This window comes from Mesorhizobium sp. M1217, assembly GCF_040318275.1.
Classification (GTDB): Bacteria; Pseudomonadota; Alphaproteobacteria; order Rhizobiales; family Rhizobiaceae; genus Mesorhizobium.
On the sequence record NZ_JAMYMA010000001.1, the window covers coordinates 179,862 to 201,953 of the forward strand.

The following is a 22,092-nucleotide window of genomic DNA, read 5'->3' on the forward strand; positions in this document are numbered from 1 at the left end:
GAGTTGCCTTGCTTTGTCGTGACCCTCGGCTCTGACCGATGGTTCTGAAGACCTGGCCGGTTTCACATCAGTGAACCCGGCCGAGCATGTTGTTTCAACCAAGCACAGCTATGACCGCATCCGCCAGTGGCGCCGTTGAGGCGGGGTTCTGGCCGGTCATGAGATTGCCGTCCTTGACAATGAAGGCGCCCCAATTCGGACCCTTCTCGTACAGCGCCCCAGACTTGCGTAATGTGTCGGCAAGCAGCCACGGCGCATTAGCAGCCGTACCGAATTCAATCTCTTCCTCGTCGCTGAAGGACGTCATCTTGCGTCCGGAGAATGGCCATTGACCATTCTCGTCCTTGGCAGCAAGCAACGCCGCCTGACCATGGCAAACAGGCGCGATAATTTTCGACGCACGATTGGCCTCGACCAGTATGCGACCCATGTCGGGATCCTTGTAGAGATCTTCGACCGGGCCGTGCCCGCCTGGGATGACGATGGCGTCATAACGGCTTACGTCAACATCACCGAGAATCAGCGGCGCTTCCACCCGGTCTGCGTTATTGTTCAAATAGCTGCGGAAATGATCCACATGATCCTGACCGACGACAGCAGGGTCCATACTACGCGCATCCATTGTCGGCGTGACTCCGCCCGGCGTAGCGATATCAACGTGGAAACCGGCTTTAATGAACTTCTCATCCAATACCACGAACTCCTCCGCCCACACACCGCTCTCGTAAGCAGTGCCGTCCGCGCGAGTCCATGTGTCCGCTGCAGAAAGAACAATTAAAACGTTGGGCATCAATTCTCTCCTATTTTTGTTCACTGTCGCCGGCAAAAATGCTGGACTACCACTGCGATAAAACTCGATCGTCATCGGAAAGCCCTGCCGATGTTGCGCGAAATTCAGAAATTCTTGCTTGTCTCAGCGTGGTCACCCCCCCTGCCCTCAGTCAAAGCGTCATCGGATATGTGTGACCGGGGATCTTGACGCAGTGGTTCATGCAGGATGATAGAGAGCCGCCGCTGAAAATCGCGGCGGCCTCCCGCGACAAGAGTCTCATCACGCCGTTAGGGCTGTAAGCGATTAGATATTTTGACCGCCGGACACCTCGATGCGCTGAGCCGTAATCCAGCGGTTATCCGGGCCGAGCAGGCTGGCGACCGCCGGCCCGATGTCATCAGGCAGGCCGACGCGCCCGAGAGCGATCATAGCGGCGAATGCGTCGTTGTAGGCCGGCGTATCGCGCACGGCGCCTCCCAGGAAATCAGTCTCGATGGCGCCGGGCGCGATCGTGTTAGCGGTAATGCCGCGGCCTCCCAGTTCCTTGGCCATGTAAAGCGTGAGGATCTCGACCGCGCCTTTGGCAGCGGAATAGGCCGAGAAGCCAGGATAGGAGACGCGGGTCAGACCCGTCGAAAAGTTCACAATGCGGCCGCCATCGGCCAGGAGAGGCAGCAGCCCCTGTGTCAGGAAGAACACGCCCTTGACGTGAACATTGAACAGTTTGTCGAACTGCGCTTCGGTCGTCTCTGCGATGCCCGCCATTTCGCCGTGACCGGCGTTGTTGATCAGGTGGTCGAACTTGTCACCGCCCCAGGTCGACTTCAGGGCCGCACGCACGCTCTCGACGAAAGCCGGGAAGGTCGAGACATTGCTTACGTCTAGCCGCAGCGCGACCGCCTTGCGGCCCAGTGCCTCGATCTCAGCCACGACGGCGTTCGCATGGTCGGCGCCATTGTTATAGGTCAGGATAACGTCGCCGCCGTGGCGGGCGATGTTGATGGCGGTATTGCGGCCAAGGCCGCGGCTGCCGCCGGTGACGATTGAGATGGTGGTCATCGGTAACTCCTTTGGAACGAGCGCTTCGCTCAACACACAATCGTCGCCAGCTCCCCATCGGTGTTGCCGGATTCTCGGCCGTTCTTGCCTATTCCTCCAAGTTATCTTGGGCCGAAGCATCCCGTTGGCCAAGAGTTCACGGCGTGTTTAAGACCAACGTCGAACCACTGATCGGCTCTTTATTGGGGGTCGGAAATCGCCAGAGCTGAGCGCGAGGGCCACATAGGTGGCAAGGTTGAGGTAGATCCTGCCTATCCGGTACATGCCGCGTAGGATCTGGGCGAGGCCGCGAGTAGAAGGAGGGGGATGGAGGCAGTGGACGGCAGGCTGAGATACCGACGCCTCACCGCGACTCGGTGACCCGTGTCAAAGGTGCCCCGATGCAGCAGTCGGGTAAAACGCAATGAAGGCCACGTGCCTGATCTAATGCATCTTTTTCAGAAATCGCCGCGGACTTTCGCCAATATCCGTCAAGGTCGTGCCGCCGTTAGTCGGTCGGCAAGGACCCGATCAACCATCTTTCCCGCCACGCCGAGATAGTTCTTGGGATCGGTCAATTCCTCCAGCCGTTCCAATCCAAGCGGAGTGGCAACATCTTTAACCGTGGCGAGAACTTCGAACAGCGATTTGCCGGTATCCGCGGCTTTCCGGCATCCGACATAGACTAAATCATGCGCGGTTTGCCGGCCCGTGATCGGCGCCAGCGCCATCATGACCGCTTCCGCCACGATCAATCCGCGCGATGCGGCGAGATTCTCGCGCATCCGGTCAGGGTGCACCTCCAGCCCGGTCAGCATGAAGGAAGCCTGCGCCAGGGCGCCGGCCGTCAAAGCGAAACTCTCCGGCACTGCGGCCCATTCGAGATGCCAGGGCCCGGTCGCGCGCTCGAAGTCATGCGCCATAGCATCGAGCATCAGTCCCGCGTGCTGGCGCACCATCTTGGCCGCCGCGATAATAAGCTCGCAAGAGATCGGATTCCGCTTCTGGGGCATGGTGCTGGATGCACCCCGATGACGGACGAACGGTTCCGCCACCTCGCCTATCTCCGTGGTCATCATGATCGAAACGTCGACGGCGATCTTGGCGAGACTCCCGGTTATCAAAGCGAGGATCTGGACGGCTTCTGCGAGTCCGTCGCGGCAGGAATGCCAAGTGATCGTTGGCACACCGAGGCCGAGTTCGGTGGCAACGGCCGCCTGCACCTGCAGGCCCTTGTCGTCAAGCGAGGCCAACGTACCAGACGCACCCGAAAACTCGACCACTAGAATGCGCGGCTTCATCTGGTCGATGCGCTCGCGATGACGCTGAAGCGCCGAAAGCCAGACCGCCGCCTTATATCCAAACGTTATCGGCAGGGCATGCTGGAGATGGGTACGCCCGGCCATCGGCGTATCGCGGTGGAGCTTCGCCAAAACCCACAGCGCCTCTATCGTCTCTTCGAGGCGTCGCTCGATCACGTCGATTGCATCCCGGACCTGCAGCACAGTCGCCGTATCCATGATGTCCTGCGTGGTCGCACCCCAGTGCAGGTGCCGCCCCGCCTCCCCGGCGGCATCCGCCAGTTGTTCGACCATTGGAAGAATGGGATAGCCGACGATGTCAGTCTCACGGATCAGCCGGTCCATATCGAACCGATATGTTTCCGCGGTTGCCGCGATGCCCTTAGCCGCCGCATCAGGAATTATGCCAAGGCTCGCCTCGGCCAGGGCCAATGCGACCTCGACCTCGACGCAACGCCTGAGGTAGGCCTCCGACCCGAAGATCGCGCGCATGTCAACCGGCACGAAGCCGGCACCGGAGAAGGGTGAATCGACAAAGGAAAGGGGGTTCATTGTGGGAACTCTCGAATGTGTGGGCAAATGCCGGTCAACGGCACGCCAGTCCCTGCGACCTGACCTGCCGCTCGTTCACTACGTCAGTGAAGACTGACATGCTTGGTTCTATGGTAGGGATCTAGGATCTCGATCCCTCCTTCGGTGTCGATACCGCTTTCCTTCCAGCCTCCCAACGGGGCCTCGAGCCGGTGCGTCAGGGGGGCCGTTCACCCCGACAACGCCGTACTCCAGCGCATCGGCAAACCGTTGCTGCCGGTGAACATCATTCGTAACAATGTAGGACGCAAGGCCGAACTCTAGACCGTTGGCCTTCTCCAACATGCTCTTCTCGTTGCTGAACGCGATGATCGGTGCGAGCGGACCGAAAGGCTCTTCATGCAGCATCGCCGCATCGTCCGCCAAATCAACAATCACGGTCGGTGCGTAGAAGAATCCCTGGTTGCCGATACGCTGGCCACCGACGAGAACCGCCGCGCCCCGCGCACGCGCGTCGTCAACGAGCCGCGCGACGGCCTCGAGACGACGGGCATTGGCCGCAACCCGGCCGATGCTCTCCCCCGTTGCGGGGTTCACAACAGGCTGGCTTTGTCCAGTCGAGCCAGCACGGCTGCTCCCGTTGATCAGAAGCTGAAAATCATGGTTCATAGCAGACACCTTCGTTTCTAATGGCGACGTGGCGAATCGCCAATTAGCGTCGTTTCCATATTCGGCTGAAACGGCAGCGGCATTGCCCGAAACTAGTAAGTTCTTGCCTATTCCTACACTGGTGTTGCGGCCCCGAAAATTGTGAATTAAAACTCCCAAATGACCCAAACCTTGCTCGACACCGTCCGCCGCTACACTGAGGCACATGCAGATAATAACGGCATTGCCCAGACGCCTGTCCGGGGATTGACCCTCATTCGCGAAACCACGCCGACTGCCCTGCATTACGCGATCTACAAACCGCTGGTCGCCCTGGTGCTGCAGGGCAGCAAGCGGGTGACTATGGGCAGCCGGACATTCGATTTCGGCGCCGGAGAATCCCTCCTGATTACCGCAGACGTGCCTACTGTCAGCCAGATCACACGCGCCAACATCAGCAAGCCCTACCTCTCGCTCGTCTTCGATCTCGATCCCGCGGTGATTGAAGGCCTGGTCGTCGAGATCGGCTCCGCCCCCTATGCCGCGAACACGCCCGTCCGCATCGATCCTATGGAGAGCGAAGTTGCAGACGCTGCGCTGCGTCTAGTGCGTCTTCTCGACAGGCCGGCGTCACTGCCGGTCCTGCAGACCCAGTTGATCCGAGAGTTGCATTTCTGGCTGCTGTCAGGTCGGCATGGCGGAGCGATCCGCAGCCTCGGCGTGGCGGGAAGCCATGCACAGCGAGTGGCGCGCGCCGTCGGGCTTATTCGTGCGAATTTCGCCACGCCGCTCAGGGTTGAATGTCTTGCTGGAGCAGCGGGCATGAGTGCGTCGTCTTTTCATGAGCACTTCCGCGCCATCACATCGCTCACACCGCTCCAATTCCAGAAACAGGTCAGGCTGATCGAGGCGCGCCGGATGATGTTGGCGAATGGCGAGATGATTAGTAACGCCGCCTATGCGGTGGGATACGAAAGCATCCCTCAGTTCACGCGCGAGTATGCCCGGATGTTCGGACTGCCGCCGGCTCGCGACATCAAAGCTGTTAAGGCGCGGATCCAAAATGCCGCATAGTTCGCATCTCGCATGGCAGCTGGATCGATGGGCGCCGCGATCGCCAGCGTATGGCGTAGAGGCTCGACATGCCCAACATCCAGCCACCGAGGGACAAAGCGGCCACAAGCTCAGGATTTTATTTCCAGTTTGCACTGCCATGGCAAATCTACAACGCCAACCAACCTTCACTCAGAGTGAGTTTTTGACAGCGCCTCGGCGATGGATAAGCGCTCGCGATTCTCCTCAACCACCTCCTCGGGTGCGCGAGCAATGTCGCCTCTCGGCGTGGCAGTTGGTGCGAATTTCCGCCATTCAGTCTGGTGGATCTTTACCAGCAGCACGTCGCTTCGCACCACAAGCGCGGAGAGTCCAACGCGTGCCATCCGAATAGAAACTAGTCATAGAAAGTGGAGGGACGTCGATTTGCCAGCACGACGTCAGAGGCGCTGCCAATATATGGATCATGGCGGTCCGCACCACCACTGGGTGGGTGACCGCTATCAGGTGTCCACCTGCCGACCGCATTGCATCCAGGAATCCTGCCGTTCGGCTGGCAACTTGAGTCAGTGATTCACCGCCTCCAGGAACATAGGCAGGATCAGTTCGAAATGCGGCAAGTGCCCCAGGCTGCTCTGCCTCAATCTTTTCTAACGTCTTGCCTTCCCAAAAGCCGTAGTTCTGGTCTCGCAGGCTGTCGATCACCGTTGCACGAAGCCCTAGTAGCTGGGCTGTCTCCCGGGCGCGCAGCGATGGAGCCACAAACACGCGATCTGTCTTTGAAAGATGCTGTCCAAGAGCGAGCGCCAGCTCGATCGAGCGCCTTTCCAGTGGCTCGTCGAGGGGAAATCCAGCGCTGCGCATTTGATGCGTGATACCGCTGCAAACAAGCGTCAAGCGTGTCGCTCTCATGCTGTCAGAGTCTGCCTTTTCGGTTCGATGCTACCTATCTCTCGCGGTGAAAGCCTGCGGCGACAGCCTACCTGTTAATGATCGTCTTCCTCACCGCCGCCGCGACGGAATATTTCGGGTCCACGAAGTTTCCCAGTCGCACTATGCCGCATTGGCTGAGCAGCATGTATGCGTCCCACTTGTCGAAACCGAACTCCGCGACCATCCAGCGGATCAATTCGCGGTAAGCGATGCGTGTTGCATCCTCAAGGGGTCTGGCACTGCCGATCGCCATAATGAGATCGGCGGTCTCGAGCCGAGGCCAATCGATTGTCCAGCCCTTGATCAAGTCAACACGGATGGTGACGGTCGCCGAATACTCGACCGCCACACCGCAAACTTCGCCGTCGCCCTGGCAGGCATGCGCATCACCTATAAACACGCGCGCGCCGGGCGAGCGGACGGGCAGGTAGGTCACGCTGCCAGGTCCCATGTCCGGCAGGTCCATGTTGCCGCCATGGTTGTCAGGCGTCAGCGAATTGATGGAATCGATCTCTGGCGAGCAGCTCAGTGTCCCGATATGCGGCTTGTAAGGAAGCGTGACCCGGTCGCTCCAGTAGACGTTTTCTTCGTCGAGGTTGATCTTGCGAACCACCTCGGGCAGCGGCTCGTTGAGCATGGCGGTATAGGTCGTACCGGTCAGTCCGCCGAATTCCTCGATCATGCAACATGTGCCGCGCGGGTTCTGGCCGCGCGGGGCCATCGACTCGATATAGACCGCAACGGTGTCGCCCTTCTCCGCCCCTTCGACTATGATCGGTCCGTTCTGAGGATTGAGAAACGGCATTCGCAGGAGTTGCGAAGGCTTGTCGGTTTCGTGCTGAATGGCGCCCTCGAATGCATCCCGGGTTTCGACGACGATCCTGTCGCCGGGTGAAATCTTAAGGACGGGCTCCGAGTAGGGGCCCATTGTATAGTGGAAGGTCCCTTGTCGTTCCTCTGTCAGATGATGCGTTTGGCGAGCCGAACCACGACCAACCCCGCGCGTCGCCATGATCGAGTCCGCGACCCATCGATGCGTGAAAGGGATTGCGACATCGAACTTGTTCATACTTGTTTCCTCCAAAAAATAAAAGGCCGCGCGAGCGCAGCGTTCGCTAGCGTTCGCACGGCGCTGTGCGTATTCAATTTCGATATCGAGGCTCAGCCGCAGCGCTTATTTGCGGGCGACGGATCTGCTGAGTTCCGGAATTGTCGACAAAAAGCTGTCTGCTTGTGCTTCGAGTTCCTGGCAGCATGCTTCGACCGAAATGCGCCGGCGCATACTCTCATCCCTAATCAGGTGAAATGCTGCGTCGTCATCGATGCCCAACACACTCATGACGCGCAGGATCGTGTGGACCACCAGCGGTCGGCATCGCAGCCGCTCGCGCAGATCGGCGACTTCGCGCTGAAGGTCGGCACGGTCGGTATGGTTGTGGAAGGCCGTGACAAGCGCCTGAAACACACCTTTCGAACCTATGGGCGTAGTGAGATAGGCGCTCGGATTCTGGCTTATAGCCCAAGCCAGGCGACCGGGTGTCTCTGATCCTATGATCGCGATAAGCGGGATCGGAGCCTGGGACCACGGGAACATGCCGTCGAACCCGTTGTCGACGTCGAAGAACACAATGTCGACGGGCCCAAAATCCTTGGCCCGCGGCGGCCATTGGCATACCGCTTCGATGTTGAACCTGCGGAGCTGGCTCAGCAGGGCATCAACGTTGTTATCCTCCCTGTGGATGATCAGCGCCTGTTTGTTGCTGAAATTAGGGATCACTTGCTTGCTCACGACACGACCCTCAGCCTCAGCTGCTGTCGGTCACCTGGTGGCTGATCCTGGTCGCGAGAATCCAGCATGAAAGCCGCCCCTTTCAGGGAAGCGAGAAACGGATCGGGCTTGATCGGCTTTTGCGCGGCCGCGATGATGGTGAATTCCGCGCCGGCGCCCGATACGCCGATGCGCGGCGTCAGGTAACAATGGTTGTTTTCCGTGTCGATGCGGATCCGTCCCTGCGGTGCATCGTAAACACAGTCGCCGAGCACGGCGAGTATGTCGGATGCTTTCGTCGAGGCTGCAGACCGGAGCGCGAGTGCAAGCATGTGAACGGAATTGTACGAAGCTTCGGCGTCTGCCGAGGTCACCTTTTGCTGGCCGAAACGCGTTCTGTAATTTTCGACAAAGGCGTGATTTTGCGGATTGTCTAGCGACTGGAAATAGACACTCGAGGTGATGTGGCCGAGCGCTGCGGGATCGCCGATCGTGCGAAGTTCCGGTTCGGAGAGTGTGCAACTGGCAATAGGAATGGAGACGTCGCCTGGAGATTGGGTGCCTAGTCCCGCTTCGCGAAAAGCACGCAGGAATGCGTAGCTGGATTCGCCGATAAGCGTGTTGAACACGAAATCGGGCCGCAACTGACGGATTTCCTCTACTAGCCCGGTGACCTCGATCGATCCGACAGCCAGGTAGCGCTCCGCGAGCACCTCGCCGCCGAAATTCTCGACGATTTCGCGCATGACGCGGTTGCTTTCCCACGGCCAGATATAGTCAGACCCGCAACAATAGACGCGAGCGCCGAACCTTGAGGCCATGTACTGGGCCAAAGGTACTATGTGCTGGTTCGGCGATGCGCCGAGATAGACGACATTGTCGCTGCTTTCGAAGCCTTCGTAGTGCGATGGGTACCAAAGCAGTGCGTCATATTTCTCAACGACGGGCACGATCGCCTTGCGGCTGGAAGAGGTGTAGCAGCCGACGATGTGCGCAACACCGGAATTGATGATCAGATCCCGGCAGATTGAAGCGTAATCGGCCGTTTCCCCTCCAGGGTTTCGAACAAGTGGTGCCAGTTCGAAATCGAAGTCCGGCGATCCGTTGACTTCCTCGACAGCGAGCAGCGTTCCATTGAGCATCGCCTCGCCCACGGTGGCGTAGGGCCCTGTCGTGGAAAAAAGCACGCCGATCGGGATTTTCGCTTTTTCACCCAAGGTAGCTCAGTCCCAAAAAATAAGCCCTGAGGCCTTGGAAGGCGTCAGGGCTTCGTTGCCGCGAAGGATCGTCCCGATCCCTCAATTTTCAGTTCAAACCGGCTAGCCGGCATGTTCGATTAAATCGTCCGTCATCTCGGCAAGAATGTCAAATTCTATTTCCCCTGACTGGTCGAGGCGTTGCGCAGATAGGTTAAGCGTCTGGTTTGTTTCGTAAAAATTAGGCTATTTGCTGATTTTGCAAATTTTACGAGTTTCTCATGAATAATGGTTGACAAAGGAAAACTCCTCAGCGACGCTAAATAGGAACAAAAAAGCGAGCGCCCAAAAAGAGGCGCAGCATGATCAGATAAAGCTCGTGAAAATGCGAGCTTATGGCGATGAGGCCCGCTCACCGGCGACGGTGGCGGGCCTTTTTAGTTCTGAAAAAAGACAATGGGGAATCTGACAATGAAACCTGTCACCGCCACAGCTCTAAGCGTAGGCATCCTTGGTGCAATCTGCACTTGGGCATTTCTCTCGATCGGCACGGTCCTGGTCTGGGCGGCATTCGTCGCGTGGGCCTGCTTCTTCCAATCAGGCGGCGATAATGCTGCGCTCAAGAGCACGATCATCTCGAACATCTTCGGCTGTTTCATGGGCTGGCTCGGCGCGGTCATGATCCTCGGCCTGCCCATCGGCGATCTGGTTGGGCCTCAGATATGGTCTGCCACGGTGGTGTTCATCACGGTCGTGATCTACATCCTCGCATCACAGATTCCCGCCCTGGCCTCCGTTCCGGGCACAACGTTCGGCTATGCCTGTACGTTTGCGTTCCTGCTGCAGACTCCCGACCGGCTCGCCCTGCCGAAGCTGCTTTCGGCGTCCTTCGACAACTCGCTGGTCGTTGTCCCGGTTTCGATGGTGGCAGGCGCTCTGCTCGGGTTCGCTTCGGCCAAGCTCGCCGGTGCGTTGACCAAACCGACCCTGGCCGTCGCCTGATCGCTGGTCGGTATGTTCGGCCGTCCGCGCTCCAAGTTATTTCAGATAACATCAATGAGGCAAGTCATGACAACCGATAACCATTCCCACGCCAACGTACTCATCCCCGAGGTGGGTCTGCGTGTAAAAGCGCTGGAGTCGCTTCTGGCCGAGAAGAAGGCCATCGATCCCGCCGCGCTTGATTTGATCATCGAGACCTTCGAGACGCAGATGGGTCCGAAGAACGGCGCGAAAGTCGTCGCCAAGGCCTGGACCGATCCCAAATACAGGAGCTGGCTGCTGGAAGATGGCACTGCCGCCATCAAAAGCCTCGGCTATATCGGAGTGCAGGGCGAGAACATGGTCGCCCTGGAGAACACTCCCACGGTGCACAACGTCGTCGTGTGCACGCTCTGCTCCTGTTATCCTTGGCCGACGCTTGGTTTGCCTCCCATCTGGTTCAAGTCGGCGCCTTACCGGGCCAGGGTCGTTATCGAACCGCGAAGTGTCCTGAAGGAATTCGGCCTCGAAATCGCCGACGACGTCGAGGTGCGTGTTTGGGACAGCACCGCCGAGCTTCGCTATCTGGTGCTTCCGATGCGCCCTTCCGGCACTGAAAACCTAGCCGAACAGGAACTGGCAGCTCTCGTCACCCGGGATTCCATGATCGGAACCGGCGTCGCACAATCCCCCTCGCACTAGCCTCTGGCAAAAGGATCAAGACCATGAATGGAATTCATGATGTCGGCGGCAAGCACGGCTTCGGCCCGGTGCTGGTTGAACAAGACGAGCCGTATTTCCATGAGGAATGGGAAGGGCGGATGCTGTCGATGATGATCGCCTGCTTTGCGGCGGGCATCTACAACGTCGACCAGTTCCGGCATCCGATCGAGCGGATGGATCCGCGCCACTACCTGATGTCGAGCTACTACGAAAAGTGGCTCTGCACCGTGGAACAGAACTGCATCGATGCAGGCATCGTCACCCGCGAGGAAGTCGATGCCCGCCACGCCCAGCTCATGAAAGGAAAAGCAGCATGAACATGCTCACCACCGATATGGTGCCTACGGTTTTGGCCACCGGAGATCCAGCGCGCGTCGATGTCGAGGTCGCACCGAAGTTCAAGGCCGGAGACAAGGTTACGGTCGTCAACCTGAACCAGGTCGCGCACAACCGCCTGCCGGCCTACATCAGGGGCAAGGTCGGTACCGTCACTTTCGATCACGGCGTGTTCGTTTTCCCCGATACGAGCGCCCACCGCCAGGGACCCAAGCCGCAGCACGTCTACACGGTGGTGTTCACGGCTCGCGAGTTGTGGGGCGATGCCGGCCATCCGCGGGACCGGATGTATGTCGACGCCTGGGATGACTACCTCGAGGGCGCCGACTAGCGCTCCGCCCAACTGCTCACCGCCTCGGCTTCGTTAGGATTTTCCCATGAACCAGAATAGCAGTCTCGATCAGCTTCCCGGTCTTCCGCGCAATGAAGCCGGACCACTGTTTGCCGAGCCTTGGCAGCTCACCGCCTTCGGGATCGTGCTCCAACTTCACAACAATGGCCACTTCCAATGGCGTGAGTGGGTGAACTACATCAGCGCGGAAATCGAACTCGGCAAAACCTATGGCCTCGATCCGGAAGACCATAATGGGATCTACTATCATCAATGGCTTGCCGCGCTTGAGAAATTGGTGACCGACAAGAAGCTGTCAAGCTTCGATGAGCTGATGGCGCGCAAGGAACAATGGCGTCATGCCGACGAGCATCGCGGCTTTGGCGAACCGCTTAGCCTGGATGGTCATGGTCATTCGCATCATCACCACCACCATCATCATCACGACCATGCCCATGACGACGATCACGGTTGTCGCGCGCCGGCGACCCGGCTCGCGTGAACCACCAAGCCGGGAATAGCGCCGCAATCGCAAAATGACGGCGAAGATCTTCACCAAGTCGATCCATTGAAAACTTTTAAGGAGAACGTCCATGTCCGAAATCGCTCTTAGGCCGGTTGCCCTTCCGGCGCCTATCCCGCTTCGCGAACTTCTGCTCTGGGCCGTCTTTGGCGGCCTGATGCTGTTGCTGGCGATTTATTTCATCGGCGCCGAAGAAGGCGCGACGTCGCTGATGCGTGGCATGTATGTCCACGAATTCGTCCACGACGGCCGCCATCTGCTCGGCTTTCCCTGCCACTAACAAAGGATCAACATAATGGTTGGCAGTCTTTTGCTGCGCGGCATGCTGGTCGGGATCATGGCCGGCCTGCTGGCCTTCGCTTTCGCCCGTGTGTTCGGCGAGCCGCAGGTGGATCACGCGATCGCCTTCGAGGAACAGCAGGCGCAGGCCGCGGGCGAGGCGCCGGAGCCCGAACTCGTCAGTCGCTCCACCCAGGCCGGCATAGGCCTGCTGACCGGCATTCTCGTCTATGGCGCGTCCATTGGCGGCCTTTTCGCGCTGGTCTTCTCCTATGTCCAGGGAAGGGTCAGCGGCTTTGGGCCGCGCGGCACGGCGGCGCTGATCGCGCTGGCCGGATTCGTCACGATCATACTGGTGCCTCAGTTCAAGTATCCGGCCAACCCACCGGCGGTGGGTGATCCCGAAACGATCCAGGCGCGCACCCAGCTCTTCTTTGTGCTGCTGACGGTGTCGTTGTTGGCGGCGGTCGCCTCGATCGGTCTCGCCAAACGCCTAGCGTCGCAATACGGGATTTGGACTTCCTGGATAGCGGCGGTAGCTGCCTATCTCGTCGTGATGGCGATTGCCGAATATGCGCTGCCGCCGATCAACGAAGTGCCCGAGCAGTTTTCTGCGGCTGTATTGTGGAATTTCGGCCTTGCTTCACTCGGTATCCAGATGGTTCTGTGGACTGCGATCGGCGTGCTGTTCGGGGCGGTCGCTGAACGCAGGATGGTCGATCGTCGCGACAGTCGTCCTGTGAAGAGCGTAGCTGCTCGCTAGGCCATTCCATGACGGCGCACAGCATCCGGATGTCTACGCGCGCCGCGTCATGGTGGTTCTGTCTTTCGCTGCTCTCGATAATGGCGGGATCGGCGCAGGCGCATGGGCAGAAATCGGACCTGAGCAGCTCCGGTCTACAAATACCCGCATTGACACACGGCCAGATGGCCGTGATCGCGGACCATCGCAGCGAAATTCTCGACCTGGCAGCCAAACAAAACCGCACGGACGAAACGTTTCGCAGGCTGTTGAACTTCGCCAACCTGCAGTATGCCGCCTGTCTTTGGGGGCTGATGCCCGGCAGCATTGGAGATGAGACAAGTCCCTTCAATGAATGCAGCCATGCCTATCTGTCAGCGATGCAGGCAGCGCTGACGCATCTGCGCGAGATGTCGGCAGATAAACCGGCCGTCGAGGCGCTGATATCACGGATCGACGCAGACATGGTGCGGAACCGCGCGTCGTTCGTCATGTGTCAGTTCAGCGGCGAGACCTTCAATACGGCCTCGCTGGTCATTCCGGACTGGCGGGACATTCCCTTCCACCTGCCCAGCCTGATTGCGGTAGGAATTGCCTTTGTAGCGACGATGGCAGGCCTTCTTGCCGTCCTGTTCCCAACGCGCACCTTGAGGCGACGGGTTGGGGGAACAGACTGGAATCCCATTCCCGGGGACGTCTGAACACCGAAACCTGAAGAACGAATGACACGACGCTGGTCGAGGGCTCTCCGCCGGCCAACGCGAAGTCTTGTCCGCTTCGCACTCGCCATTACCCAAATGGCAACATTTCCAAAGGAGAAAGACCGTGCCCGTAGACGTGAAATACACCACGATAGCAACCGCCACCGGGTGAACCGCCCCGGGTTTGCCGGAGGCTATTTGGTTTGAGTCATGCAGCCATGGCCGGCTCTTCTAGCATGGCGTAGTAGCGTTCCTCGGCTTCTGCCGGCGGGATGTTGCCGATGGGCCAGCCGGCGATTGTTGAACCAGTCGACCCAGGTCAGCGTCGCGAACTCGACGGCCTCGAAGCTGCGCCACGGTCCGCGGCGGTGAATGACCTCAGCTTGTAGAGACCGTTGATCGTCTCGGCGAGAGCGTTGTCGTAGCTGTCGCCGACGCTGCCGACGGAGGGGCCGCGGCGGAAGTCGGGGTAGGAACCTGGATAACCGCTTCAGGAAACAAAATGCCGCAACTCATTGAGTTAGCGGCGTGATTTTGTTTGCGGGGTTAGGTTTAGAACGTACAACCTTCAGGTTATGAGTTATCCATACCAGAATGCTGCGGCGTCACTCCGCACAAATCACATTTTTCACTGCGAACTTGCACGCCGTACTTTCCTTGCACACGCTTTGGACGGCCGCCCTATCCGTTTGGCGTCGATTGCTCCAATTGAACTTCGCTGCAACCCCGTTGACTATCCTCGGATGGCTGGCGGCGAGCGAAGAAATTGAACACCCTCTTCCTACTCATGGCGCAATATGAGGGACGCGTGATTGTCCCCGCTGAGACCGTGTGCAAGGATTATTTTTCTCACCTGACGCTCACCAAGTTCTTACGCAAAGTGAGCATTGGAGAAATTGAGCTTCCGCTAACCAGAGCAGAAAGAAGCCAGAAGAGTGCCAAAGGCGTTCATCTCCAAGACCTAGCTTCATACCTCGATAAGCGGCGTGAAATCGCATTATCTGAAGTGCGCGCCTTCCGACGTAGCTAGCGCGCCCGTGGCCTCTTTGCGCTTGGAGCTCAGCAATCCCCAGATCACCGACAGGATGCTACCTCCCGTCGCCCATTCGTGCCCCTTCCCCGAAAAGCGCCCGCTTTTCGCCCAAGCGCTCCGGTACGAGTACAACAACAGTACAACTTAGAGGAATTGATACCTCTTAGTTGTTGAATATATGTTGGTTTTCGGCGCCGGGATTATGAGCGCCACATTCGGGACGACCCCTTAAGGAACTCGAGCGCGCTCGATGTCGTCATGTTCGAGACTCTCCATGACTGCGCCCGGGTGAAAGGACGGAAACCGGGGTTCTTGGGACCTGGATCTTAGAGCGGCCTGAATTGCGTTGATTGCGCCTTCGGTCGTCGCGTCCGGGATTGCGGAACCTGGCCGCCGGCGCCGCCGATTCAAGCGCGAGAGCCCGACGGTTCCTGGGGCGAGGAGATTTGACGCGAGATCAGCTGCATGGAAGACGCTCTTTTCGGGCTAGCTTGCCTGGTTTCAAGGCAAGGCCGCAACCCGTTATAGGAAGCGGTAGCTCAGGCATCGGCCGATCGCATACGTCGGATGGAGACTCGCATTGGGAGGGGAATGCGATTCGCTCCTGCGTGGATCGCTCTTGCCGTTGGGGATGGACGGCAAATGCGCTGGGGCTCTCCGGCGTGGACCATGCCGATGCCTGGGCTGCCGCGATACTCGCCGTAGGAGCCGCCCATGTCTTTTGAGAACACCGCTGCCATTTCAATATTGCAGGGTGAGATTACGGCGTCACGTTTAGCACTGGTGCAAGCGCATAAGGAGGTACCTCTGACGGCCTGGAATCGTCAACGAGACGGCTTCAAAGATCAGGCTGCTTTCGCGCCGGCCTGCGCAGGAATGATGCGGATTAGCATGCCTTTGTTGGACGGCGGGAAGCTCATCGGGTCATGCGCATCGAGAGGCACAAGCGGATTGACCTCGGGTAGTAGGCTGCGCAGCTACCTGCAGGGAGATCCATAAGGCACCAGCCGGCAGTTGACGCATCACGCGGTTCAAGCCCTCACCGGAGACGGACACGGGATCGACGCAATCATCGGCCTGGAAGCCTCGCTTTTCTAACTCTTCGGTGTTCATGAACAGGACATTGCGCCGGCCATAGACACTGCGACAGCGACGGTTTCGCGTCCCGAGACACTCGAATGATGACGCGGCTCGCGCATCACGTCATCGACCACCACCGATCGAAGTCCTGGACCTCGGCGCGCCGGGTTTCGTACTCTCGACGCAATGTCACGATGCCAATCTCGCCCAGATCGTTGATCTGATCGCAACGCTAGGGCGGATCGCCCTGATCGACGATCCCAAGATCGCTCGACTCGTGCAGCTCAAAGACCAGAGCCCCTCGCCCCATTGGGAATTCATGTTCACGCGGCCCGTTCATGGCACTGCGGACGCAGGCGCAATTGCTCAACGAGGTGGCGGTGCATGAGCTAAGCCGGTAGGTCGCCACAAGCGCGCCAAAGGCATGCGGCAAACGCGGTACGTGCATGGACGCCCAATTGCCGAAGGTGTCGACAAGGCCCGTATCCGCCCCGCCTGCTTCACGCGTCGGGAATATTCGGAGTTGCACGATCGTCAGGTTGAGTTGAGTGTTTCGCGGGTGCGCGTGAAGACCACCGCTACCGCCGCTGCGAGCAAAATGCAGCCCAGCACGAGAAATGTGTCCGAAAAGGCCATGACAAGCGATTGCTGCTCGACCAGGCTGCCCAGCAGAGCCTCGGCCTGATGACGGGCAAGGGCAGGATCGCCCGTTCCTTGCTGCAGGAACCTATGTTGCGCTGCTGCGAGGAATTGCTCAACGGTAGCGTCATAAGCCGTGACGGACTGGCCGATGATGTTTGAATGATATTGTTCGCGTTTGGTGATGACTGTAGCGAGCGCCGCAGTGCCGATCGCACCGCCCAAACTCCGCATCATGTTGAAGACGCCCGACGCCGCGCCTGACATCTCCTTCGGGATGCCGATCACAGCAATGCCCGCTAGCGGGGCAAGCACGATCGCCTGGCCAAGCGAGCGAACTATGTTGGACGACATGAACTGATCCGCACCGCTGTCCGCGCTGAGATGGGCATTCATGATGCAACTGACTGAGAAGATCACGAGCCCGGTGCAGACAATCGCGCGCGCGTCGAAATGCTTCTGCAGCCGAGGAACGAAAGGGATGATCAGAAGCTGCGGCAGGCCTGCCCAGGCGAGCACGAAGCCGACCTGCTCGGCGTTGTAGCCCTGCACCTGTTGCAAATAGGCGGGAAGCACATAGACCGAACCAAACAGCGCAATACCGAGCCCGATATTGGCAAGCGTGCCAAGTGCGAAATTGCGGTGCGCGAGGAGCCTTAGCTGGACTGCGGGATTACGGCCTTTCAGCTCAATTGCGACGAAGATCGCAAGCGCCACCGCGGCGATGATCGACAGCCTGACGATGAATGGGGAGCCGAACCAGCCTTCCTGGTTGCCTTCGTCGAGGACGGTCTGCAGGCAGGCAAGGCCGACGCTCATGAAGGCTATACCCCACCAGTCGCCGTGCTTCAGCAGGCCGAGACTCATCTTTTGGTTCTCGAGCGTCGGATAGAGCAGCGCCAGCATCAAGGCGCCTGGAACAAGGTTGATGAAGAAGATGTACTGCCAGCCGTAGTTGTCAGTCAGGTAGCCGCCGATGGTCGGCCCGATCGATGGTCCGAATGTCGCCGTCAGCGCAAACGCGGCAAGGCCGACCGGCTGCTGGCGCTTCGGCAACGTCGTAAGGACGCGCGCGAACGCCATGGGGATCATCACGCCGCCCCAGAACCCCTGCATGCCGCGCAGGACGATCATCTGCGGCAGGTTCGTCGCGAAGGCGCAGGCGACGGAAAAGGCGAGGAAAAGCCATACGCTCGTCAGCAGGAAGCGGCGAACGGTGAAGACGCGACTGAAATAGTCGGTCAGCGGGATCATGATGATCTCGCCGATCAGATAGGCGGTCGATATCCAGGTTCCGTTGTCGGAACCGGTGCCGATGCCACCTTCGATCTCGGGCAGCGACGAGTTGGTAATCTGGATGTCGAGGACGGCTATCAGCGCGCCGACCATGCAACCAAAAACGGATACCCATTCGCGGAAGCTGGCGTCACGCTCTTTCGGCATCACCACTCGTAACGCGTCTGCCTGATCCGACCCAGCCATACCATCCTCCGGTTATTTCGCCCGCTGGGTCTGTCGAACATCGATCGTGGTGGTGACCGACATGCCGGGCAGGAGGCGTCCAGCCAGCGGATCGGTCCGGTCGATCGCAATCCGCACCGGGATGCGCTGCACGATCTTGGTGAAATTGCCTGTCGCGTTGTCGGGTGGCAGCAGCGCGAATTCCTGTCCGCTCGCTGGCGCAATGCTGTCGACGGTGCCGCGCACCGGAGTGCCCGCGAATGTATCGACGTCGACCCTTACGGGCTGGCCCGGCTTCACGTTGGCAAGCTGTGTCTCCTCGTAGTTGGCGACAATATAGATGTTTGCGAGCGGCACGACCGCGAGCAGCTGCGTTCCAGGTTGCACGTAAAGGCCCACCCTCAGCTCACGCATTCCGACCACCCCGTCGGCAGGCGCCCGCAACACTGTATAACCAAGGTTCAATTCGGCCTGTGCCTGCACGGCCTTGCTGTGTTGCAACGTGGCTCTGGCGCCTGCGAGCTGCGCAGTGAGCGTGCCGACCTGAGCATGCGCGGCGTCGAGCGCTGCCTTGTCCTTGGCGACCACCGCCGAGGCCGTAGCTATCTGGGAGGCCGCCTGCTCGGCATTCTGCACCGAGCCATATCCGGTGCCAGCGAGCGTACCGAAGCGCTTGTTGTTCTGCCCGGCATAGGTCTCGGTCGCCCGGTCGGCATCGAGCGTGGCACTCGCCTCCTCGATCAGGGCCTGCTGTTCTCCGAGTTGCGCCTCAATGCTCTCGATGGTGGCTTCGGCTCCGGCAACGTTGGCCTTGGCCTGGTCGACGGCTGCCTGATAGTCGCGAGGATCAATCGTCGCCAGGATATCGCCAGCTTTGACATGCTGGTTATCGGAAACAGCGACGCTCGCAAGATATCCTGCAACCTGTGGCGCGATGGCGACGATGTCAGCCTGAACATAGGCGTCGTCTGTCGTTTCCTCGAAGCTCCAGACGGTCCAGTATTCCCAGCCGAGCCCTGCCCCAACGCCGAGCGCCGCGACCACGGCGACGCCGAACAACACGAGACGCACGGGCGACATGCTCGGCTTTTCCGACGGCAAAGTGGCGGGGCTCGAAGCATCTGCTTTCAAGCTTGCGGGATGAATGACGACATTCATTGATCCCTCCGTAGGGTTTCTTGCCCGATGGTTCCTGTTCTCCAAGGCAATCTCCAAGCTCGCCTGCGGGCGCGTTAAAATTTCAAGGCACCGGATCTATTGGATTGCAGCGGGGCACCAGCAGCGGGTCGATCTCGGTGAAGGGAAAGTCCGGCAACTCAGATCTCTTCATTCCGAAATCCGCGGCGATCTGGCTCCTGGGAAACACGTTGATCAGCGATCTGTAGCCGACGTCGGCAGGCGAAGCCTGGTCGAAGAAGATAAGGAGATGAACCGTCTCCTCGCCGACATTCTCGATGTGATGGGGATAGGCGCGCGGGACGAAATAGGTATCGCCAGGCCTGATGATATAGGTGTCGGTGCTTCCGTCGGGATCGAGGACGGTCATGCGAGCCGTGCCCGATGCGATGTAGCCCAACTCGGCCGTTTCCGGATGCCAGTGGGGTTCGCGCATTCCCTCTTGGGTGATGGTCACCGAATACATCGCGATGTCGCGCAGGATCGGCCAGAGGGCAGCCTTGGCGGTGCGTACAGTGCCGGCCGGAAAATCGATCTGCGGCGGCGTCGCCTCAATGCTGTATTTATAGGCGTTTAGGTGGCGGTCCTGGTCCTCGACGCTTGCCTCACGGGGAATGCTGAGGATTTCGCTAGCTCTCACAGATCGGCCGAAGCTGGAAAACGCGGCAGAAGCCAGATCGTAGGTATTGCCGAGCACCGCATCTGACATCACACCGAAGGCGGCTTTCATGCCGAAGTCCTCGGGTTTTTCATGTGAAAAGGCCAAAATGAATTCCACGGCGTGCTCGCCGATGTTCTCGATGCTGTGCATGGCGCCGGAGGGGACGAAGAACATCTCGCCGGCGGCGACGATGAAGCTTTCGCGCTGCGCATGACTGCCGGCGATTGTGACAAGCGCCTCGCCGTGCAGGCAGTATCCGAGTTCATGGGCATTGGCATGCCAATGGGGCTCGCGCACCCCTTGCACGCCGAGAAGCAGACGTCGGATCGAAAGCCGGCGCAGGACCGGCAGATCGCTGGAATCCACGTGGCTGACAGAGCCCTCGGGACTTTCGAAACGCGGCGTCTGCTGCGCGAGAGATGCGACATGTTGGGATTTCTGCTTGGCAGTACTCATGGTTGGTTCCCCCGATCGCCGTGTTGCTGTGTAACGGAAGCGGCGCAACGCGTTGTCGCGGGACGGACGCTTGGATGATTGCATCCGTCCCGCCCTCGACTCAGCTTCTGATGAAGGCGAGCAGGTCCGCGTTGATCACGTCGGCATGGGTGGTCAACATTCCGTGCGGGAAGCCGGGATAGATCTTTAACGTGCTGTTCTTGATCAGCTTGGCTTGGAGCAGCGAGGCGTCCTTGTACGGCACGACCTGGTCATCGTCGCCCTGCAGGATGAGGGTCGGCACGGTGATCGCCTTCAAGTCGTCTGCCTGGTCGGTTTCGGAGAAGGCCTTGATGCCTTCGTAATGCGCCAGCGCACCACCGATCATGCCCTGACGCCACCAGTTGTCGATGATGCCCTGTGAAACCTTAGCGCCCGGCCGATTGAAGCCGTAGAAGGGACCTGACGCCACGTCGACATAGAACTGCGCCCGGTTGGCTGCGAGCGCCTTGCGAAAGCCGTCGAAGACCTCGATCGGCGTACCGCTGGGGTTGTCCTTGGTCTTGAGCATGAGCGGAGGAACGGAGCTGACGAGCACCGCCTTGGCGACGCGTCCCTGCGGTTCGCCGAATTTGGCGACATAGCGCGCCACCTCGCCGCCGCCGGTTGAATGGCCGATATGGACCGCGTTCCTGAGGTCGAGATGCTCGGCGACGGCCGAGGCATCGGCGGCGTAGTGGTCCATGTCGTTTCCGGTATCGACCTGAGTCGATCGGCCGTGGCCGCGACGATCGTGCGCGACGACGCGATAACCGTTCGCAAGGAAGAACAGCATCTGCGCATGCCAGTCGTCGGAGCTGAGCGGCCAGCCGTGATGGAACACGATGGGCTGGGCACCCTTGTCACCCCAGTCCTTGTAGAAAATCCGAGGGCCGTCCTTGGTGGCGATGTAACCGCTGCCCATGTCGAATTCTCCTTTCGAAAGCCGAGGTGTCATTTGTGCCGATGCGACGGCCGGAAGCAGTGCCGCGATTGTCATCCATGCGGCCCCCGCGACCAGTTCGCGACGGTTCAGCCGAAACGCTGGTTCGAGCATGCCTGCGTTCGTAGCTGCTTCCAGTTGGTGTGCTTGTTTAGGAGGGAAGCTAAGGAGAGGCGCGGCGCGGGAAAATCGTACGCTTGGTTCGGCGGCTTATACCAAGGTTTGAAACAGCATCCCTGGCGTATATCTCAGGCCGCAATGCGACCTGCCTTGCGGGATCCTGCCAGTCCAAGGCTTGCCTAAGCGGCGGCTCGCGCCGCCGCCTAGTCCGAGACGAATTATGAGAAGGCGCGTTCGGTGAAGCGCGCGATTGCATCGCCATCGGCCGGCTTGTCCAGATAGGCGAGAGCGCCAGCTGCCATTACGCGGGCGCGCGTCGCCTCGGTCGGGAAAGCGGTCATGAAGATCATCGGAAACACCCGGCCTCGTGCGATCAGTTCCGCTTGGAGTTCGTCGCCGGTCATGCCGGGCATTTGAATGTCGGTTATCATACAGCCAGGATCGCCGGCCCCGTCGTCGTCGAGGAATTCCAGCGCCGAGGCATAGCTGAGGACTTCGTAGCCCAGGGACCTGAGCAGGCTGGTGAGAGCGCTTCGGACTCCCTCGTCGTCATCGACGATCGCAATCGCGGGTATCTTGGACATGGTGAAAGGTGCCGGTCTGCTCACGGCAGGATATCTCCAATGCGAGGCTCCACGTCTAAATGGGG

General features: G+C 59.5%; 24 protein-coding genes and 1 pseudogene. 11 read left to right on the top strand and 14 right to left on the bottom strand.

Annotated elements, in window-relative coordinates; all coding sequences use genetic code 11:
• Window positions 1-94 precede the first annotated feature (94 nt).
• The 4 genes from NKH37_RS00985 to NKH37_RS01000 all read right to left on the bottom strand — a co-directional run bounded on the left by NKH37_RS00985 (window position 95) and on the right by NKH37_RS01000 (window position 4,311).
• Window positions 95-865 carry a type 1 glutamine amidotransferase domain-containing protein gene (locus NKH37_RS00985; RefSeq protein ID WP_353004565.1) on the bottom strand — a complete coding sequence of 257 codons (771 nt, stop codon included), beginning with the start codon at window positions 863-865 and terminating at the stop codon, window positions 95-97.
• Between the two features lie 210 nt (window positions 866-1,075).
• On the bottom strand, window positions 1,076-1,831 hold the full coding sequence (locus NKH37_RS00990) for an SDR family oxidoreductase (protein ID WP_353004563.1): 756 nt from the start codon (window positions 1,829-1,831) through the stop codon (window positions 1,076-1,078).
• Between the two features lie 470 nt (window positions 1,832-2,301).
• Window positions 2,302-3,663, bottom strand: coding sequence for a class-II fumarase/aspartase family protein (locus tag NKH37_RS00995; RefSeq protein WP_353004561.1), 1,362 nt, complete (start codon window positions 3,661-3,663; stop codon window positions 2,302-2,304).
• Between the two features lie 108 nt (window positions 3,664-3,771).
• Window positions 3,772-4,311, bottom strand: coding sequence for an aldehyde dehydrogenase family protein (locus NKH37_RS01000; RefSeq protein ID WP_353040738.1), 540 nt, complete (start codon window positions 4,309-4,311; stop codon window positions 3,772-3,774).
• 159 nt (window positions 4,312-4,470) lie between these two features.
• Between NKH37_RS01000 and NKH37_RS01005 the strand changes: the two genes are divergently transcribed.
• Window positions 4,471-5,364, top strand: coding sequence for an AraC family transcriptional regulator (locus NKH37_RS01005; protein ID WP_353004557.1), 894 nt, complete (start codon window positions 4,471-4,473; stop codon window positions 5,362-5,364).
• Window positions 5,365-5,658: 294 nt separating this feature from the next.
• Here NKH37_RS01005 and NKH37_RS01010 read toward each other — a convergent pair whose 3' ends face one another.
• The 4 genes from NKH37_RS01010 to NKH37_RS01025 all read right to left on the bottom strand — a co-directional run bounded on the left by NKH37_RS01010 (window position 5,659) and on the right by NKH37_RS01025 (window position 9,261).
• On the bottom strand, window positions 5,659-6,240 hold the full coding sequence (locus tag NKH37_RS01010; protein ID WP_353004555.1) for a histidine phosphatase family protein: 582 nt from the start codon (window positions 6,238-6,240) through the stop codon (window positions 5,659-5,661).
• A gap of 82 nt (window positions 6,241-6,322) precedes the next feature.
• Window positions 6,323-7,345, bottom strand: a complete 1,023-nt coding sequence (locus NKH37_RS01015; protein WP_353004554.1) for an acetamidase/formamidase family protein — start codon at window positions 7,343-7,345, stop codon at window positions 6,323-6,325.
• Window positions 7,346-7,450: 105 nt separating this feature from the next.
• Window positions 7,451-8,065 (bottom strand): ANTAR domain-containing response regulator, encoded by a 615-nt coding sequence (locus tag NKH37_RS01020; protein ID WP_353004553.1) that lies wholly within the window; start codon window positions 8,063-8,065, stop codon window positions 7,451-7,453.
• Window positions 8,062-9,261 carry a transporter substrate-binding domain-containing protein gene (locus tag NKH37_RS01025; protein ID WP_352615940.1) on the bottom strand — a complete coding sequence of 400 codons (1,200 nt, stop codon included), beginning with the start codon at window positions 9,259-9,261 and terminating at the stop codon, window positions 8,062-8,064. Before NKH37_RS01025 ends, NKH37_RS01020 begins: the two co-directional genes overlap by 4 nt.
• Before the next feature lie 271 nt (window positions 9,262-9,532).
• On the opposite strand from NKH37_RS01025, the gene NKH37_RS01030 reads away from it, so the two are divergent.
• From NKH37_RS01030 to NKH37_RS01070, 9 genes are all read left to right on the top strand, one after another.
• The gene (locus tag NKH37_RS01030; RefSeq protein ID WP_352844020.1) at window positions 9,533-9,709 is read left to right on the top strand and encodes a hypothetical protein; all 177 of its coding nucleotides are present in this window, start codon (window positions 9,533-9,535) and stop codon (window positions 9,707-9,709) included.
• 2 nt (window positions 9,710-9,711) lie between these two features.
• Window positions 9,712-10,242, top strand: a complete 531-nt coding sequence (locus NKH37_RS01035) for a DUF1097 domain-containing protein (protein WP_353004552.1) — start codon at window positions 9,712-9,714, stop codon at window positions 10,240-10,242.
• A 66-nt stretch (window positions 10,243-10,308) separates the two neighbouring features.
• Window positions 10,309-10,923 carry a nitrile hydratase subunit alpha gene (gene nthA, locus NKH37_RS01040; protein WP_353004668.1) on the top strand — a complete coding sequence of 205 codons (615 nt, stop codon included), beginning with the start codon at window positions 10,309-10,311 and terminating at the stop codon, window positions 10,921-10,923.
• Window positions 10,924-10,946: 23 nt separating this feature from the next.
• Window positions 10,947-11,261, top strand: coding sequence for a hypothetical protein (locus NKH37_RS01045; RefSeq protein ID WP_352861940.1), 315 nt, complete (start codon window positions 10,947-10,949; stop codon window positions 11,259-11,261).
• Complete coding sequence (locus tag NKH37_RS01050) at window positions 11,258-11,611, top strand: SH3-like domain-containing protein (protein ID WP_352815281.1); 354 nt, start codon at window positions 11,258-11,260, stop codon at window positions 11,609-11,611. The genes NKH37_RS01045 and NKH37_RS01050 overlap by 4 nt, the downstream gene beginning before the upstream one ends.
• A 46-nt stretch (window positions 11,612-11,657) precedes the next feature.
• Window positions 11,658-12,113: a nitrile hydratase accessory protein gene (locus NKH37_RS01055; RefSeq protein WP_352861943.1), complete on the top strand. Its 456-nt coding sequence runs from the start codon at window positions 11,658-11,660 to the stop codon at window positions 12,111-12,113.
• 91 nt (window positions 12,114-12,204) lie between these two features.
• Window positions 12,205-12,414: a CbtB domain-containing protein gene (locus NKH37_RS01060; RefSeq protein WP_353004551.1), complete on the top strand. Its 210-nt coding sequence runs from the start codon at window positions 12,205-12,207 to the stop codon at window positions 12,412-12,414.
• Window positions 12,415-12,429: 15 nt separating this feature from the next.
• Entirely contained in the window at window positions 12,430-13,176 is a 747-nt protein-coding gene (locus NKH37_RS01065) for a CbtA family protein (protein WP_353004549.1), read from the top strand.
• Between the two features lie 8 nt (window positions 13,177-13,184).
• On the top strand, window positions 13,185-13,856 hold the full coding sequence (locus tag NKH37_RS01070) for a hypothetical protein (RefSeq protein WP_353004547.1): 672 nt from the start codon (window positions 13,185-13,187) through the stop codon (window positions 13,854-13,856).
• A 208-nt stretch (window positions 13,857-14,064) separates the two neighbouring features.
• Here the strand turns inward: NKH37_RS01070 and NKH37_RS01075 are convergent.
• Window positions 14,065-14,307: pseudogene (locus NKH37_RS01075) on the bottom strand (integrase core domain-containing protein); the annotation flags it as partial.
• Window positions 14,308-14,622: 315 nt separating this feature from the next.
• Between NKH37_RS01075 and NKH37_RS01080 the strand changes: the two are divergent.
• Window positions 14,623-14,886: a pyocin activator PrtN family protein gene (locus NKH37_RS01080; protein ID WP_352844032.1), complete on the top strand. Its 264-nt coding sequence runs from the start codon at window positions 14,623-14,625 to the stop codon at window positions 14,884-14,886.
• 1,617 nt (window positions 14,887-16,503) lie between these two features.
• Here NKH37_RS01080 and NKH37_RS01085 read toward each other — a convergent pair.
• The 5 genes from NKH37_RS01085 to NKH37_RS01105 form a co-directional block, all read right to left on the bottom strand.
• On the bottom strand, window positions 16,504-18,090 hold the full coding sequence (locus NKH37_RS01085; protein WP_502895858.1) for a DHA2 family efflux MFS transporter permease subunit: 1,587 nt from the start codon (window positions 18,088-18,090) through the stop codon (window positions 16,504-16,506).
• 12 nt (window positions 18,091-18,102) lie between these two features.
• Window positions 18,103-19,227: an HlyD family secretion protein gene (locus NKH37_RS01090; RefSeq protein WP_353040740.1), complete on the bottom strand. Its 1,125-nt coding sequence runs from the start codon at window positions 19,225-19,227 to the stop codon at window positions 18,103-18,105.
• Between the two features lie 82 nt (window positions 19,228-19,309).
• The gene (locus tag NKH37_RS01095) at window positions 19,310-20,362 is read right to left on the bottom strand and encodes a cupin domain-containing protein (RefSeq protein WP_353004544.1); all 1,053 of its coding nucleotides are present in this window, start codon (window positions 20,360-20,362) and stop codon (window positions 19,310-19,312) included.
• 100 nt (window positions 20,363-20,462) lie between these two features.
• Window positions 20,463-21,338 carry an alpha/beta fold hydrolase gene (locus NKH37_RS01100; protein WP_502895862.1) on the bottom strand — a complete coding sequence of 292 codons (876 nt, stop codon included), beginning with the start codon at window positions 21,336-21,338 and terminating at the stop codon, window positions 20,463-20,465.
• 323 nt (window positions 21,339-21,661) lie between these two features.
• Complete coding sequence (locus NKH37_RS01105) at window positions 21,662-22,027, bottom strand: response regulator transcription factor (protein ID WP_353004540.1); 366 nt, start codon at window positions 22,025-22,027, stop codon at window positions 21,662-21,664.
• Between the last annotated feature and the right edge of the window lie 65 nt (window positions 22,028-22,092).